General features: G+C 64.9%; 18 protein-coding genes. 6 read left to right on the forward strand and 12 right to left on the reverse strand.

Annotation, left to right across the window (positions count from 1 at the left end; genetic code table 11):
* Nucleotides 1-187: 187 nt before the first annotated feature.
* On the reverse strand, nucleotides 188-1,972 hold the full coding sequence (gene ptsP / locus LNV28_RS24095; RefSeq protein ID WP_263520845.1) for a phosphoenolpyruvate--protein phosphotransferase: 1,785 nt from the start codon (nucleotides 1,970-1,972) through the stop codon (nucleotides 188-190).
* A 124-nt stretch (nucleotides 1,973-2,096) separates the two neighbouring features.
* Here ptsP and LNV28_RS24100 point away from each other — a divergent pair, with 124 nt between their 5' ends.
* Nucleotides 2,097-2,942: a GNAT family N-acetyltransferase gene (locus LNV28_RS24100; protein ID WP_263520847.1), complete on the forward strand. Its 846-nt coding sequence runs from the start codon at nucleotides 2,097-2,099 to the stop codon at nucleotides 2,940-2,942.
* A gap of 18 nt (nucleotides 2,943-2,960) precedes the next feature.
* On the opposite strand, the gene LNV28_RS24105 is transcribed toward LNV28_RS24100, so the two are convergent.
* From LNV28_RS24105 to LNV28_RS24115, 3 genes are all read right to left on the reverse strand, one after another.
* The gene (locus LNV28_RS24105) at nucleotides 2,961-3,230 is read right to left on the reverse strand and encodes an HPr family phosphocarrier protein (protein ID WP_263520848.1); all 270 of its coding nucleotides are present in this window, start codon (nucleotides 3,228-3,230) and stop codon (nucleotides 2,961-2,963) included.
* A 56-nt stretch (nucleotides 3,231-3,286) separates the two neighbouring features.
* On the reverse strand, nucleotides 3,287-3,682 hold the full coding sequence (locus LNV28_RS24110; protein ID WP_263520850.1) for a PTS sugar transporter subunit IIA: 396 nt from the start codon (nucleotides 3,680-3,682) through the stop codon (nucleotides 3,287-3,289).
* 67 nt (nucleotides 3,683-3,749) lie between these two features.
* Nucleotides 3,750-4,301, reverse strand: coding sequence for a hypothetical protein (locus LNV28_RS24115; RefSeq protein WP_263569069.1), 552 nt, complete (start codon nucleotides 4,299-4,301; stop codon nucleotides 3,750-3,752).
* A gap of 114 nt (nucleotides 4,302-4,415) precedes the next feature.
* Here LNV28_RS24115 and LNV28_RS24120 point away from each other — a divergent pair, with 114 nt between their 5' ends.
* From LNV28_RS24120 to LNV28_RS24135, 4 genes are all read left to right on the forward strand, one after another.
* Entirely contained in the window at nucleotides 4,416-5,633 is a 1,218-nt protein-coding gene (locus LNV28_RS24120) for a CaiB/BaiF CoA transferase family protein (RefSeq protein WP_263520911.1), read from the forward strand.
* 246 nt (nucleotides 5,634-5,879) lie between these two features.
* Nucleotides 5,880-7,037 carry an ATP-binding protein gene (locus LNV28_RS24125; protein ID WP_263520854.1) on the forward strand — a complete coding sequence of 386 codons (1,158 nt, stop codon included), beginning with the start codon at nucleotides 5,880-5,882 and terminating at the stop codon, nucleotides 7,035-7,037.
* Nucleotides 7,038-7,073: 36 nt separating this feature from the next.
* Nucleotides 7,074-7,589, forward strand: a complete 516-nt coding sequence (locus tag LNV28_RS24130) for a TlpA family protein disulfide reductase (RefSeq protein ID WP_263520857.1) — start codon at nucleotides 7,074-7,076, stop codon at nucleotides 7,587-7,589.
* 26 nt (nucleotides 7,590-7,615) lie between these two features.
* Nucleotides 7,616-8,434 (forward strand): substrate-binding periplasmic protein, encoded by an 819-nt coding sequence (locus tag LNV28_RS24135; RefSeq protein WP_263520859.1) that lies wholly within the window; start codon nucleotides 7,616-7,618, stop codon nucleotides 8,432-8,434.
* Between the two features lie 33 nt (nucleotides 8,435-8,467).
* Here the strand turns inward: LNV28_RS24135 and lipA are convergent, their stop codons facing one another.
* On the reverse strand, nucleotides 8,468-9,475 hold the full coding sequence (gene lipA, locus LNV28_RS24140) for a lipoyl synthase (protein WP_102769431.1): 1,008 nt from the start codon (nucleotides 9,473-9,475) through the stop codon (nucleotides 8,468-8,470).
* Nucleotides 9,476-9,490: 15 nt separating this feature from the next.
* A complete protein-coding gene (lipB, locus tag LNV28_RS24145; protein ID WP_263520861.1) occupies nucleotides 9,491-10,159 on the reverse strand; it encodes a lipoyl(octanoyl) transferase LipB in 669 nt (222 codons plus the stop codon).
* A gap of 88 nt (nucleotides 10,160-10,247) precedes the next feature.
* On the opposite strand from lipB, the gene LNV28_RS24150 reads away from it, so the two are divergent.
* Entirely contained in the window at nucleotides 10,248-10,937 is a 690-nt protein-coding gene (locus tag LNV28_RS24150) for a tetratricopeptide repeat protein (protein WP_263520863.1), read from the forward strand.
* A gap of 12 nt (nucleotides 10,938-10,949) precedes the next feature.
* On the opposite strand, the gene LNV28_RS24155 is transcribed toward LNV28_RS24150, so the two are convergent.
* From LNV28_RS24155 to LNV28_RS24180, 6 genes are all read right to left on the reverse strand, one after another.
* Nucleotides 10,950-11,252 (reverse strand): DUF493 family protein, encoded by a 303-nt coding sequence (locus LNV28_RS24155; protein WP_263520865.1) that lies wholly within the window; start codon nucleotides 11,250-11,252, stop codon nucleotides 10,950-10,952.
* A gap of 50 nt (nucleotides 11,253-11,302) precedes the next feature.
* A complete protein-coding gene (locus tag LNV28_RS24160) occupies nucleotides 11,303-12,178 on the reverse strand; it encodes a D-amino acid aminotransferase (RefSeq protein ID WP_263520867.1) in 876 nt (291 codons plus the stop codon).
* Nucleotides 12,179-12,256: 78 nt separating this feature from the next.
* On the reverse strand, nucleotides 12,257-13,459 hold the full coding sequence (locus LNV28_RS24165; protein ID WP_263520869.1) for a D-alanyl-D-alanine carboxypeptidase family protein: 1,203 nt from the start codon (nucleotides 13,457-13,459) through the stop codon (nucleotides 12,257-12,259).
* Nucleotides 13,460-13,524: 65 nt separating this feature from the next.
* Complete coding sequence (locus tag LNV28_RS24170; protein WP_263520870.1) at nucleotides 13,525-14,163, reverse strand: alpha/beta hydrolase; 639 nt, start codon at nucleotides 14,161-14,163, stop codon at nucleotides 13,525-13,527.
* 18 nt (nucleotides 14,164-14,181) lie between these two features.
* Nucleotides 14,182-14,508, reverse strand: coding sequence for a (2Fe-2S) ferredoxin domain-containing protein (locus tag LNV28_RS24175; protein WP_263520872.1), 327 nt, complete (start codon nucleotides 14,506-14,508; stop codon nucleotides 14,182-14,184).
* Nucleotides 14,509-14,559: 51 nt separating this feature from the next.
* Complete coding sequence (locus tag LNV28_RS24180) at nucleotides 14,560-15,663, reverse strand: VanZ family protein (protein ID WP_263520874.1); 1,104 nt, start codon at nucleotides 15,661-15,663, stop codon at nucleotides 14,560-14,562.

The following is a 15,663-nucleotide window of genomic DNA, read 5'->3' on the forward strand; positions in this document are numbered from 1 at the left end:
TTCGAATCCAGCAGCACAACCACCAGAAGCAGTCTTTGCGAGCAGCGAAGCCCTCTACTGTAGCACAGGAATTTTCGACTTCGCAAGAAGACCGCGACTTTTGATCGTGCGCACGGTCCAGTTAACAACTACCAAGAGCACCCGCCAGCAGCAGAGGCGCCCCAACGGGCCACGGCCGTACAGGAAGCTATTGCATGCTGCTGGCGGACTTGTGCGCCGAGAACGCCACTTGCGCCTCGCGCTGCGGGTCTTCACTGGCCAGAACTGCCGCAATACCGCGAGCAAGTCGGGATGCATCGGCTCGCAAGACGCGCTGCTTCACAGAGGGAATCTGTGAGGGATGCATCGAAAAGTTGCGCAAGCCCATGGCCAGCAACAAGTCAGTGAAGGCCGGGTCGCCCGCCATTTCCCCACACACACTGACCGACTTGCCCGCTGCGGTCGCGCCGGCAATCGAGCCGGAGAGCAGTTGAAGCACGGCCGGATGCCAGGGGTCATACAGATGCGCGACCGCTTCGTCTGCACGGTCGATCGCCAAGGTGTACTGGATCAGGTCATTGGTTCCGATCGAGACGAAATCCACGTGCCGGAGTATCAAAGGCAGCATCACGGCGGCTGCCGGGATCTCCACCATGACGCCGAGTTCGACACGTGTGAATGCTTGCCCCGCATCCGTCAACTGCTGCTGCACCTTCCTGACTGATTCCAAGATCTGGCGAACTTCGCTCAAGTGAGCAACCATTGGAATGAGGAGCCGCACTTTGCCGAATGCACTCGCACGGTAAATGGCCCGCAGCTGTTGCCGGAACATGCTGGGTTCGGCCAGGCTCCAACGAATGGCGCGCAAGCCCATGGCCGGATTGAGCACATGCTCATGGCGCAACTCGCTGGCACTCATGCGATCCAGGGGCTTATCTGCCCCGACATCCACGGTCCGGATGGTCACAGGCATGCCGCGCATGGCCTCCACTGCAGCACGGTAAGCCACGAACTGCTCGTCTTCACTCGGCAGTTCACCATCGCGGTTCATGAACAAGAACTCGCTCCGGAACAGGCCCACACCCGTCGCTCCGGATTCAATCGCGCCGGCCGCGTCTGCAGGCAGCTCAATATTGGCATGCAGTTCGACTCGCTCGCCATCCAAGGTGACCGCGGGCGTGTGGCGCAGGCGGGTCAGACGGGCCCGCTCAAGCTCACTTTGGCGCTGCCGGAAACGGTACTCCTCCAGCATGATGGGCGAAGGATTGACGATCACAGCACCGGCATCGCCGTCGATGATGACCCAGTCATCATGACGGATCAGGCGCGAAGCCTCGCGCGTGCCGACCACCGCGGGGATGTCCATGCTGCGCGCGACGATGGCGGTGTGCGAGGTCTTGCCGCCGATGTCGGTGATGAAGCCGTGGAACACACTGCGCTTGAACTGCATCATGTCGGCGGGCGCAATATCGGCAGCCACCAGCAGCAGCGGGTCCTCACCGGCGAAGTCGCGTTGCACGACGCTGGCGGCGTCGACCGGCGTGTGCCCTTGCTCGCGCGCCAGGGCGCTGAGCACCCGTTCGACCACCTGCTCAAGATCCGCCTTGCGTTCACGCAGGTAATCGTCCTCCATCTCGTCGAACTGCCGCGCCAAGACCTCTAACTGGGCAGACAAGGCCCATTCCGCGTTGTAGTGGCGCTCGATGATCCACTGTTTGGTGGCGCCAGTCAGCGCTTCGTCGTGCAGCAACATCAAGTGGACGTCGAGCAGTGCGGCCAGTTCATGAGGCGCATCGCCAGGCAGATCCTGCTTGAGCGCCTCCAACTCCGCGGCCACCACGTCGCGCGCGCGCAAGGCCCGCAGGATCTCGGACTCCACTTGCGCTTCACTGATGAAGTAGTGCGCCACATCAACCCGACTGGACGCCACCAGCACCGCCCGGCCAATAGCCACGCCGCGCGAAACAGGGATACCAAAGACCTGAAAGCTCATGCGCCGACTTTAGCAGCGCCGCTGCCAGATCAGCGCCGTCATCGAGACGTCATTCCGGCGTCACGGCCTCGTCATTGCCGCCGCCGAGCATGGCGGTGCCAACAACGACTTGCATGAGGCCACCATGAGGGATCTTCCGCTGCCCACGCTGCCCTTCTCCGATCTGCGTGCCCTGAAGAGCGAGCGCCGCCCTGGCTTGCCTCAGCCTGAAGCGCGCCCAGCGCCAGCGCCGGCCCGCCTGGACGTCAGCTGGGCACGACACGAAGACGACGTGCGCGAAGCCCAGCGCCTGCGTTACCAGGTGTTTGCCGAAGAAATGGGGGCTCGTCTGAGCGTGCCTGCAGGAGCACCGGCTCGCCATGACATCGACAGCTTTGATGCCTTCTGCGAGCACTTGTTGGTCCGAGAGGTCGACGTCCATGGCCGCATCGGCCAAGTCATCGGCACCTATCGCGTCCTGACTCCAGCTTCAGCCAAACAGGCCGGCGGTTGGTACAGCGAAACCGAATTCGACCTGACCCGCTTGCGAGGCTTGCGCGAGCAGATGGTGGAGCTGGGCCGCTCCTGCATCCACCCCGATCACCGCTCGGGTGGCGCGATCATGGCACTCTGGGGCGCCCTGGCGGAATTCATGATGCGCAACAAGCTGGACACCATGATCGGCTGCGCCAGTGTCAGCATGCGCGACGGCGGCCATTTCGCGGCCAGCCTCTGGAAACAGCTGGAGCAAAGCCATCTGGCCAGCATCGAATGGCAGGTGCGTCCGCGTCTGCCGCTGCCGGTGGAAGAGCTGCGCCACGACCTGGTGGTGGAAGCACCGCCGCTGATCAAGGGCTATCTGCGCTGCGGCGCCCGCATCCTGGGCGCACCGGCCTGGGACCCCGATTTCAACACCGCCGACCTGCCCATGATGATGCGCCTGGCCGACCTGCCCTCACGTTACCGCCGTCACTTCATGGGCGGACAGTAATCACCGCCCCAGGCAGGTTCACTGCCCTTCGCCAAACTTGTCATTGACGAGGGCCGTGATGGCGTCGTGAGCGGCCTGCTCATCGCCGCCCTCGGTCTCCAGTTCCACCTGCGAACCCAGGCCCGCCGCCAACATCATCACCCCCATGATGCTCTTGGCGTTGACGCGCCGATTGTTGCGACTCATGAAGACCTCGCACTGAAAGCTTCCCGCCAGCTTGGTCAGCTTGGCCGAGGCACGGGCATGCAGGCCCAGTTTGTTGCTGATGGTGAGCGTGGACTTGATCATTGAAACTCAGGACTCCAAAAAGGGTTCACCGGCAGCATGCCTGCGACTTGAAAAGTTCAGGCCGCAGCCTCGGGTGTCTCAGCCAACACAATGCCCGCTTGAGCGCCGCCAACTGCACGTTCGGCCAAGCTCGCCAAAGGCTGACTTGCATAGCAGAGCGAACGCCACAGCATCGGCACATTGACGCCGCTGATCACTTGGACGGCGGCGCTGCGCAAACGCAGCGCCGCGTTGCATGGCGTGGCGCCGAAAACATCCGTCAACACCAGATTCTCAGCATGCCCACCCGCGTGCAAAAGGGCCCGCGCGGCCGACTCCACGGCATCGGCCGACATCTCCGGCGTCACATCCAAAACCTGCAACTGCCGGGCGCAATCCGGAAAGGTGTGCTCGGCCACGGCTTTGAGGGCCGAGGCCAGGGGCGAATGGGCGATCAGCAGCAATCCGGACATAGGCTTTCATTATCAATGCTGCCCGCGCTCCTCGGCCCTGTGCTTCGCCACAGCTTCACAACCGAACTCACGTTTCCAGCTTCATGGAGTTGATGAAGCTGTCCCAGGCCGCAGGCTGGCGCTTGGGAGCAAGCATGACCGCTTGATAGACCCAAACGCCGCGCGTGAACACCGCGATATCGGCCTCGGCGGCCCCGGAACCCGCCAGCCCACCCAAGTGGATCTGTGAGGCCTCCGGACTGGGCGTCATGCCTGGCACCTGCAAAGCCTGACTGGCCGCTGGTTCGGCACTGCCAGCACCCAACTTGTTACGTAAGGCGTCGCGCATCTGTCGCATGGCCGGGCTGACCAGCGCCGGGTCGCGAACTTCCGCCCAAGACAAGGAAAACGTGATGCCATCGGCCTTGCACTGGGCCATGCCCATGCGTACCGGTTCGCTCGGTGTCGCAGGGCGGCTGTGAACTTCCGGCTTGCAAGGGAACATGAGCACCATGCCGGACTCGGCCGGGCGCACCTCCCGCCAATCCAGGCCCGGGGAACAAGCCGACAAGCAAGCGGCAAATACCAGAAGCTGCGTCTGGCGCAGAGCCAACCTGACACGTGAGCGCATTGAGTTCATACGGGCATTATCCGAGGCGACGGCAAGGCACCGGAGCGCACAATGAATTGCATGGATACAGCCAGCCTCAACCCAAGCAACTCCCCCGCCCCAATAGCCTCCATCCTGCCGGCGATGTCCCTGGCCGGTGTGCGCGTGCTTGACCTCTCGCGCGTGCTGGCCGGCCCCTGGTGCACGCAAACCCTGGCCGACCTGGGTGCCGATGTCATCAAGGTCGAACGACCCGGCAGCGGCGACGACACCCGCGCCTGGGGTCCACCGTATTTGAAAGATGCCCAAGGCAAAGACACCAGCGAGGCCGCCTACTACCTGGGCGCCAACCGCAACAAGCGCTCCATTGCCATCGACATCGCTTGCAGTGAAGGTCAGGATTTGATCCGCCGACTGGCGACCCAGGCCGACGTGCTGGTCGAGAACTTCAAGGTCGGCGACCTGGAACGCTTCGGCCTTGATGCTCAAACCCTGCAGGACGCCAACCCGCGGCTGGTGGTCTGCTCCATCACGGGCTTTGGCCAAACCGGCCCTTACCGAGACCGTGCTGGCTACGACTATGCGATCCAGGGCATGGGCGGACTGATGAGCATCACCGGCGAACGCGACGATCGGCCGGGCGGCGGCCCACAAAAAGTCGGCGTGGCCGTGGCCGATCTCTTCACCGGGCTCTACGCCACCGTGGCCATCCTCGCCGCTCTGCGCCACGCAGAAGCCACGGGCCGTGGTCAAGTCATCGACATGGCCTTGCTGGACACCCAGGTCGCCATGCTGGCCAATGTGGGGTCCAACTTCCTCTGCACAGGCCGTGCTCCAGGTCGCATCGGCAATGCCCACCAGAACATCGTCCCCTATCAGGTGTTCGAGGCGTCCGACGGTCATCTGATCCTGGCCGTCGGCAACGACCTGCAGTTCGCAAAGTTCTGCGACATCGCCGGCCACGCAGAATGGGCGCTGGACCCTCGCTTTGCTCGCAACAGCGACCGAGTCCGGCATCGCAGCGAGTTGGTGCCCTTGATCGAAGCCACCATGCGCAGTCGCCCGCGCGATCTCTGGCTGCGCGCCCTGGAAGCCGCCAAAGTACCCTGCGGCCCCATCAACAGCCTGGCCGAAACCTTTGCCGACCCTCAGGTGCAAGCGCGGGACACCGTCGTGCCCCTGCCTCATCCCATGAGTCCCGAACTGCGCGTGGTGGCCAACCCCATCAAGCTGTCGCTGACCCCCGTGAGCTACCGGCGGCCACCGCCGCTGCTGGGCGAACACTCGCGCGAAATCTTGCTGGAGGCCGGCTATGTCGAGGCGGAGATCGAAGCCCTGGTCGCGAGCGGGGCCGTGCGCTGAGTTGAACTGAGCCGAACCGAAGCAAGCGGCTTCTGCATTCAATTCACCGACTTCAGTGTGCAGAATTCACCGAACTTGAGTGTCAGGCGGCGTCCGCGACAATTTCCCCCGGATCGGGGGATGGACGCTACCAGGCATCACCATGACCATGGCGACCGCTGCAGAAGAAGCCGACGCCCGGGTTTCTTCTTCCTCCACCCATAAGCACAACAACGAGTCAGCGACACACCCCTCGCCTTCCAGCCCATGCGCAGCAACACCCCACCTTCCGCCAGCTCCGGCGCCGCGAACGATGTCGCCGGCGAGCCGAGCCATGCGCAATGGGCCGAAATCGTGCAGCAACTGGGCGCGGAAATTGCCGGGCCGCTGAGCGCAGCGCTGGAGCGAATCCACAAGCTGGTCAGCACCGGCCAGATCGACCGACAAAGCCTGCGCGCCCTGCGCGAAAGCGTCAGCCAGGCGCGCGAAGCCGGCATGGTCGGCCAGCAGCTGGCCCGCCTGGCCTCCGGCCGCCTGCACTTGTCTCGCGAAAAAATGCACCTGACCCAGGTGCTGCGCAGCGTGCTGGCCCAGCGCAGCCGCGAGACGCAAGCACGCGGCATCCAGGTGCGTCAGGTGCTCAAGCCCATCGAGGTGATGACCGATGGTTCCCTGCTGTTCGCCTTGCTCAATGCATTGATGGACTGGGCCTTGTCGAGCACGCACAGCTCCATCGACTTGCGCCTGGACCTGACGCCCTGGCCGGCCAAGGCCCGCCTGGTCTGCCGCTTTGCCCACCGCTCGCTGGACCTGCTCGACGATCCACGCGCGGCCGAAACCCCGGCGGCCTTGAACTCCCTGGCCTGGCGCCTCGTTGAGCAAACAGCCATCACCCTCGGTGTGCTGCCCTTGCGCGAGGACGAAGCCGGCATCACGGTGCTGACGCTGGAATTTCCGCACATCGTCGGCGACGAGGCCAACGGCCTGGCCGCCACCGAACGCGTGCTTGATGCCGAACCGGATGGAGAACATCAACCGTCCAGCAATTCCAAGCCATTGGCCGGAAGCCACATATTGATCATTGCCCAACGCCGCGAGCTGCGCAGCCAGCTGCAGGTCGCGATGCAGCACATGGGCCTGATCATCGACGGCGTTGGCAGCATGGAAGAGGCCCATCAATTCTGTGCCGAAGGCCTCCCGCATGGCATCGTCTTCGAGGCTCGCCTGCGCGGTCCCGAATTCGACCGACTCTATGCCGAAGTGATGCGCGAAGTGCCTGACTTCAGCTTCGTAGAGGTGCTGGACGAAGCGCACAAGACCCAGCTCTCCACGGCCACGCCAGACGGCCTGGCGCGCATTTCGCGTCAGCATGTCAACGACGCCCTGCCCTCAGTGCTGCTGTTCGAACTGTCCAAAGGCCTGTGAAGGCAGCGCCGCGGCGCAGGCTCTAAACTCCAGGGCATGAAGAAGACCTCTAGTTTGCTCGCCCCCGCCCTGTTGGTGCTGGCCCTGGCCGGCGGTGCCTACTTGGCTTACCAAAGCCTGGGCGCCCGCGAAACCGCGCCGCGCGTTGACTATGTGCTGCTGGACGGCAAGAAAGCCGATTCCAGCCAATGGCGGGGTCAGGTCATGTTGGTGAACTTCTGGGCCACCAGTTGCACCACCTGCGTCAAGGAAATGCCGCAGATCGTCGCGACCCACGAGAAGTTCAAAGGCCGCGGCTTCGACACCCTGGCCGTGGCCATGAGCTACGACCCGCCGGCCTTCGTCGCCAAGTTCGCCGAAAGCCGGCAACTGCCCTTCGGCGTAGCCATCGACAACACCGGACAGATCGCGCAAAGCTTCGGCCGTGTGCAACTGACACCGACCACACTGCTGATCAACAAGCGCGGCGAGGTGGTCAAGCGCTATGTCGGCGAGCCGGACTTCGCGGCCCTGCATGCGCTGGTAGAAAAGCTGTTGGCTGAGTCGGCCTGAGGCCACTCCAACGTACGAGCATGTCGATGTCGTTGGTGAAACACCCCAAACGCTGCCTTTGCGCCCTGCTCGCGGCGCTCGCACTCGGCACGCACATTCCGGTTTGGGCACAAGAAGCTCCCAGCGCCAAAGCCACTGCGCCCCTGGTCTTGGCCGGCGAGGATGATTGGCCGCCCTACAGCGCTGCCGAGAAGCCGGGCGCCGACACGCAGCGCCCGCCGGTGGGCTTCAGCGTCGACCTGATCCGCGCGGCCCTGGCCACACAAGGCGTGCAGGTGCAGATCATCACCGTGCCCTTTTCGCGTTGCATGCTCTACGCCAAGACCGGCCAGGTCGCAGGCTGTTTCAACGCCACCGTCACCGACGACAACCGCAACGATTACGTCTGGCATCAGCCGGCCATGTTCGAGGAAGAGCTGTCCATCTTCGGCCGCGCCGACGACCCCAGCCCCGAGATGCGTCTGTCCGATCTGCGCGGCAAGCGGGTGGCCTACACCAATGGCTACACCTATCCCAGCGAGTTCATGCACGACGCGCGCATCCAGAAGTTCAGCGCCGTCTCGGATGCCGCCCTGATGCGCATGCTGCTGAGCAAACGCGTGGACTACATCCTCTTGAACCGCACGCCAGCCTGGCTGCGCATCGACAACACGCCCGAGTTCCGCGGCCAGCTGCGCCGCACCGGACTCATCTCCATGGACGGCTTCTGGGTCGCGTTTTCCAAGCAGCACCCACAGGGCGAACGCCTGGCCCAGCAATTCAGCCAGGGCCTGGCGCAGATGCGCAAGGACGGCAGCTACCAGCGCCTGGTCGACGAGTTCAGACGCCGGGTCCGCTACCGCTGAGGGCAGCGCCGATCCAGCCCGGACAAACCGATCTCAGGACGCAGCCGGAGCTTCAGCGCCGGCGGCCAGCACGCCATGGGCCTGCTGGTCGGCGTGGTAACTGCTGCGCACCATGGCGCCCACGGCGGCGTGAGTGAAGCCCATCTTGTAGGCCTCTTCCTCGAACATCTTGAAGGTGTCCGGGTGCACATAGCGGCGCACCGGCAGGTGGTGGCCCGAGGGCGCCAGGTACTGGCCAATGGTCAGCATGTCGATGTGGTGGGCGCGCATATCGCGCATGACCTGGAGGATTTCCTCGTCCGTCTCGCCCAGACCCACCATGATGCCGCTCTTGGTCGGCACGCCGGGCACTTCTTCCTTGAAGCGCTTGAGCAGGTTGAGGCTGAACTCGTAGTCCGAACCCGGGCGCGCTTCCTTGTACAGGCGCGGCGCGGTTTCCAGGTTGTGGTTCATCACGTCCGGCGGTGCGGCCTTGAGGATGTCCAGCGCACGGTCCATGCGGCCGCGGAAATCGGGCACCAGCACTTCGATCTGGGTCGAAGGGCTGAGCTCACGCACCTTGCGGATGCACTCGGCAAAGTGGCCGGCGCCGCCGTCACGCAGGTCGTCGCGATCCACGCTGGTGATCACCACGTACTTGAGCTTGAGCGCGGCAATGGTCTTGGCCAGGTTCTCGGGCTCGTTCACATCGAGCGGATCGGGGCGGCCGTGGCCGACATCGCAGAAGGGGCAGCGGCGGGTGCACTTGTCACCCATGATCATGAAAGTGGCCGTGCCCTTGCCGAAGCACTCACCGATATTGGGGCAGGAGGCTTCTTCGCAGACCGTGTGCAGCTTTTGCTCGCGCAGGATCTGCTTGATTTCGTAGAAACGGGTGCTGGGCGAACCGGCCTTGACGCGAATCCAGTCGGGCTTCTTGAGCGTCTCGGCGGGCACGATCTTGATCGGGATGCGCGCCGTCTTGGCCTGGGATTTCTGCTTGGCCGTGGCGTCGTACGCCTCGCCTGTCTTTGCTTCGTGAGTGATGTTCTCGGTCGCCATGCCAGCCTCGTTTCGTCAACGCTCCAGCTGGGCTTGCAGCCGTTCCCCGAAGCGCTGGGCCACTTCGGGCCAATCCGCAAAAACCCCAAGTGTAACGAGGTCCACCGTGCGCAGCCCCGCATAGCCACAGGGGTTGATACCTGCGAAGGGTTGCAGGTCCATGGCCACATTGAGGGCCACACCGTGGTAGCTGCAATGGCGCGTGACCTTGATGCCCAGGGCCGCCACCTTGCCCAGGCCACGGAAGGGGTCGTCGGCCGGCGCAGGGCCGGTGAGCGCCGCATGGGCAAACGGGTCGTCCAGCCGCACATAGATGCCCGGCGCGCCGGCCACGCGATGGCCGGTGACGCCGTAGCTGTCCAGGGTCTGGATCACCGCCGTTTCCAGGCGGAACACAAACTCACGCACATAGATGCCCAGGCGCTGCAGATTGACCAGGGGGTAAGCGACCACCTGGCCGGGGCCGTGGTAGGTCACCTGGCCGCCGCGGTTGGTCTGCACCACCGGGATGCCGGCCGGGGCCAGCACATGGTCGGCCTTGCCGGCCAGGCCTTGGGTGTAGGTAGGGGGATGCTCGCAAAGCCAGAGCTCGTCTTCGGTCTCGGGCCCGCGCTGTTCGCTGAAGGCACGCATGGCGTCGACCGTCTCGGCGTAGTCGACCCGGCCCAGGTTTTTCACAATCATGGCGACATGGTAGCCAAGCCTGCAGGGCGGCGTGAAATCGGCTACCGTCTGGCCCTTTCCGAAACGGAAGCTTTCACCGATGCCGACGATGCGCACTTTCTCTCTTTGGAAGAAAACGGTCTGGACGGCGGCCCTGCTCGCCCTGAGCAGCAGCGCCGCGCTGCATGCCCAGGAAGCACCTGCGCCCGAGCCTCCACCCACAGCGCTGGAGCGCGCCGTTCAAGCCTACGAAGCCGGTGAGCTCAAGGCCGCCGCACGCGGATTCACGGCGCTGTCGGCCCAGGCACGCCCTCTGCCCCTGGCCGACTACAACCTGGCCATGATGCATTTGCGCGAGGAGTTGCCCAAACCCAGCGCGCGCCGCGCCGAGCGCCTGCTGAAGCGAGCGGCAGCGGGCGGCCTGGTTCGCGCCGAGCTGGCCCTGGCCCAGCTCTACGAGCAAGGTCTGCTGGGCAAGCCGGATCTGGCCCAGGCCAAGGCTTGGAATTTGCGCGCCGCCAAGCGCGGCAGCAGCGAGGCACAGGTTGCCCTGGCCACGGCCTTTTACCTCGGCCGAGGCACGCCGGCGGACCCGGAGCAGGCCGCGCACTGGTACCGCGAGGCGGCCAAGGCCGGGGACGTAGGCGCGCAATACCTCTTGGGCTCGATGTACGAGAGCGGTTATGGCGTGCCGGCCGATCTGCGCCTGGCGCGCTATTGGTACGACATCGCCGCGCGCAATGGCGACGAAGGTGCGCCCTACAAGATCAAGGCGATCGACGCGCAGTTGGGAAACTAAGCCCCAGCCTGCTCAGAGCACGACCTTGACCATGGGGTGGGTCGTCAGGGTGCGGTAGAGCTCGTCGAGTTGTTCTCGGCTGGTCACACGCACGGTGATGGTCAGGCCCAGATAGTTGCCGGCCTTGCTGGGACGCTGCTCCACGGTGGCGGCGTCGAAGTCCGGGTCGAAAGCCTGGGCCACCTTCACGATGGCCTCCACATAGCCCTCAACCTTGGCGCCCATGACCTTGATCGGGAAGTGCGAGGGGTAGGTGATCAGCGACTGCTCGGGCGGAATGTCCGGTGGCGGCTGCATCGGGGGGAATTGGCTCATGATGCTTCTTCAATCAAAAGATTCAGATCTGAGGACGCAGATGCGTCGCTTCAGATCGATTGCAAGGGCTTGGCTCGCTGGTAAGCCTCATACAGCCGGGCGTAGACCGGCCCGGGCTTGCCGTGCAGAGCGCCATGGCCGACCGGCTGGTGGTCCAGACGAGTGACAGCCAGCACTTCCTTGCCGGCCGAGCTGAGGATGATCTCGTCCGCTGCAAAGAGCTCGGCCTCGGAGATGGGCCGCAGGTTGTAGCCGATGCCGCATTCCTCGCAGAGCTCACGCAGCAGCTCGACGCGAATGCCTTCGAGCAGGTCTTCGCTGCGCGGCGGACCTAGCAGGGCGCCCTCTTTGACGATCCAGACATTGGAGGACGCGCCCTCGGTCAGGAAGCCGTCGCGTAGCAGAATCGTCTCAGCCGCACCCTCGTCGGCCGAGATCTGCCGCGCCAGCACATTGCCCAGCAGCGAGATGCTCTTGATGTCGCCGCGCTGCCAGCGGAAATCACGCGCGCTGATGCAGGCCACGCCACGGTGCCGCTCTTCGGCCGACATCGGCTTGGACGGCATGCTGTAGGCGAACACCGTCGGCACGGCGCCCTCAGGCATCGCATGGTTGCGCGGCGCGACGCCGCGGGTCACTTGCAGATAGACCAACTGCTCGTCCGCCGCCACGCCGCGCACCAACTCACGCGCCATCTCCAGCCACTGGGCACGCAAGAGCGGGCTGGCGATGCGCAGCTTGGCGAGGTTGCGCTCCAGCCGCTCCATATGCGATTCGAAGCGGAACAAGCGCCGCTCGTAAACCGGCAGCACTTCATAGACCCCATCGCCGAAGATAAAGCCCCGGTCCATGACCGAGATCTTGGCCTCGGCCAGAGGCTGGTAGCTGCCGTTCAGGTAACAGCGGACATCGGGCAAAGCAAGCATGCGGGCCTCCGGCAGCCAAGGTGAAGCGTCGTCGTCAAACCCCGAGCTTACGCCCGCCACGCCCACGGCAAAGTAGGATCACTTGATCCACAAACGCATGGCGTCCCAGGCCCGGCCCAAGATGCCGGCCAGCGGCACTTCTTCCAACACCACCAGGGGCACTTCGGCCACAGCCACGCCGCCAGCGGTGCTGACCTTCAAGGTGCCAACGCGCTGGCCCTTGCTCAAAGGAGCAACCAGGGGGTCGGTGCGTTCGATCTGGGTCTGCAGCTTGGCACCGTCGCCACGCGGCACGGCCACAAAGACAGGGCCTGCGGCGCCGAGCTTGGCTTGCGGGCTGGCGCCCTTCCAGACCGGCACGGTGCTGATGGCGGCGTCCTTATCAAACAGGCGCACGGCATCGAAGGCCGAGTAGCCCCAGTTCAGCAGCTTCTGGCTTTCGGTCGCGCGCGCTTCCTTGGAAGCCGTGCCCATCACCACGCTGAGCAAGCGGCGCTTGCCATTGGGAAACTCGCGCTGAGCGCTGGAGACCAGGCAGTAACCGGCGGCTTCGGTGTAGCCGGTCTTCATGCCGTCGACGCTGGGGTCGCGGCGCAGCAGCAGATTGCGGTTGTCCTGGCGGATCTTGTTGAAGGTGAAATCGCGCTGCGAGTAATAGCTGTAGTACTCGGGGAAGTCGCGGATCAGGCTGGAGGCGATCACAGACAGGTCACGCGCGCTACTCTTGTGGCCGGGCTCGGTCATGCCGGTCACGTTCTTGAACTGCGTGTTCTTCAGACCCCAGGCCTGCGCCTGGCGGTTCATCAGCGCCACGAACTGCTCCACCGTACCGGCCACACCTTCGGCCAGGGCCACCGAGGCGTCGTTGCCGCTCTGGATGATCATGCCGCGCAGCAGCTCGTCGACCTTGGGCGTCATGGTCGTGTTGATGAACATCAGCGAGGGGTCGCCCTTGCGCTCGTCCCAGGCGCGGGTGGAGACCGGCAGGGTTTGATCGAGGGTCAGGCGCTTGTCGCGCAGGGCACCAAACACGACATAGGCCGTCATCAGCTTGGTCAGCGAAGCCGGGTCATTGGGCGTGTCGGCATCGCGCTCGCTGAGCACGCGGTTGGCGCTCATGTCCAGCAGCAGGTAGCTGCGCGCGGCAATCTCAGGGCCGGGCATCTGCGATGCCGCTTGAGCCTGGCTGGCCGCGGCCGGCGCCTGCGCCTGCACCACGGGAGAGACCAGGGCCGAAGCAGCGGCCAGAGAGAAAGCAAGAGGGAACGAATAACGATTCATCACAAGGGTTCTTTCGACTCGCGTTCAGGCGAATCCAAGCAGGAAAACAGAGGGCGGCAAACAGCTCAGGCGCGCCAGTTGCGCACGACCAGATCGCGCAGCAATGGCAGCTGACCGTGGAAGAAATGGCCCACGCCGGGCACCACGACCACGGGCAGCGACTGCGGCCGCGCCCAGTCCAGCACCGAACTCAGGGGCACGACATCGTCCACTTCGCCGTGGATGACCAGGGTGTCCGAGGGCACGGGCGCGGTGTCGAAGCGACTGGTCGCCGGGCCTACCAGCGCCAGCCGTTCGGCGCGCTGGTCTTCGGGCAGGCGCAGCGCGGCTTGCGAGGCCACATAACCACCGAAGGAAAAGCCAGCCAGCACCAGGGGCTCGCCCGGCTCGCGCAGCGCGGCCAGCACGGCCAGGGCGTCGTCGATCTCGCCACGGCCTTCGTCCCAGCCGCCTTCGGACTTGCCAATGCCGCGGAAATTGAAACGAGCCACCCGGTAGCCCAGTTGCACAAAGGCTCGCGCCAAGGTCTGCACCACCTTGTTGTCCATGGTGCCGCCCTGCGTGGGGTTGGGGTGGCAGACCAGGGCCAGGCCACGCGTGGGCGGCATGGGCAGGTCGGCATGGCCGCTGGCCGGCCGGTCGATGGCGCATTCAATGGCACCGACCGGGCCGGGTACCAGGCGCTTTTCGGTCAAGGAATTCATGGCGAGCGCGGCGCCTCTTCAGCGGCCGACGTTTTCGGGCAGCACCAGGCGCTCAACCACTTCGCCGCCCTTGAGGTGCTTGTCGACGATCTCGTCGATGTCGCTCTGGTCGACATAGGTGTACCAAACTGCCTCGGGGTAGACCACGGCCACCGGGCCACCGGCACAGCGGTCGAGGCAACCGGCCTTGTTGACGCGCACGCCGCCCTGGCCGCCCAGGCCCAGATCGCGCACACGCGCTTTGCAGTGATCGAAGCCTGCCTGCGCACCATGCTGAGCACAGCTGTTGTCACCGTTTTCGCGGTGGTTCAGGCAGAAGAAGATGTGGCGCTCGAAATAGCTCATGCCGCCATTGTAGGGAGCCAGGACAAGAAGCCCTGGGGTTCACCCTTTGTTTCAAGACTCGCGGCGGGCGATCACGCGCAGCAACCAGGCCAGGGCCGCAAACGGCCAAACCCATCCCAGCCATTGGGCCAGGCCGTACATATTGATGAAGCGGCCCAGCTCCCAGGTCTGCAGTCGTTCTTCGAGGTAGGGGTCGGTCGGTGCCTGGCTGACCAGAGCGATCAAGCTGCTCAACACGATCAGGCCCAGGGCCGCATTGACCCGGCGCGGCAAGGCGCTGGCGGCCATGCCCAGCAGCGCACCGACCAGCAGACCCGGCCCGCTGGCCAGAGTCAGCCAGGACCAGGCATGTTGTGGGCCGAAGTTGAGGCCCGTGGAGATGGCCGTGCCCAGGGCGCCCAGGCCCAAGGCGCCGAGTGCCAGCGCCAGCCGGCGCTTGCCCGGCCGCGCCACCGACAGCGCCACCAGGGTGGGCGCCAACAGGCCCAGGGCGATTGCAATCGCCTCCAGGCCAGGCGGCAGCGCGCGCACGGCGCTCTCGTTCAACTCGTCACCCCACTGCAAGGCCCAGGGGGTGCCAGCCAGCAAATCGACCGCAGCCACTTGCAGGCGCGGCAACCACTGGCCCAGGCCCAGCGGCACCGGCGCAGGAAACAGCAGGCCCAAGGGCCAGAGCGCCAGCAGCGCCAGCGCGCCGGCGCTGTGCGGCTGAAACCAGTAATCGCGCACATCCTCCCAGCGCCGCAGACCGCCCAAACGATAAAGCAGCCAGGCCAGAAAAAGCCCCAGCCAGGCGCCGGCGCCGTTGAGCAAAAAGTCGCCCAAGGCTGGCACCCGGTTGGGCAGGAAGTACTGCAAGGTCTCCAGGCCGTAGGACAGCATAGGCCCGGCCGCAGCAGTCACCAAAACGCCGGCGCGCAAGCTCCAGCCGCTGCGCATGGCGGCGGCAAAACACAAGAATCCGAGGGGCAGATAACCCAGCAGATTCGCCTGCAGGTCAAACCAGCTGAAATAGGGCGACCAGGGCAGGCTGAGCATGCCGCGCAGCTCCAGCCCCGGCGGCCACATCCAGGGGCCAAAGGGATAGAGACTGGCGTAGACGATCAACGCCAGATAGGCCAGCGCCAGCCAGGATGCAGAGCTTTGGCGGCGCAT

Source organism: Paucibacter sp. DJ2R-2 (assembly GCF_025717675.1).
Lineage (GTDB): Bacteria > Pseudomonadota > Gammaproteobacteria > Burkholderiales > Burkholderiaceae_C > Paucibacter_A.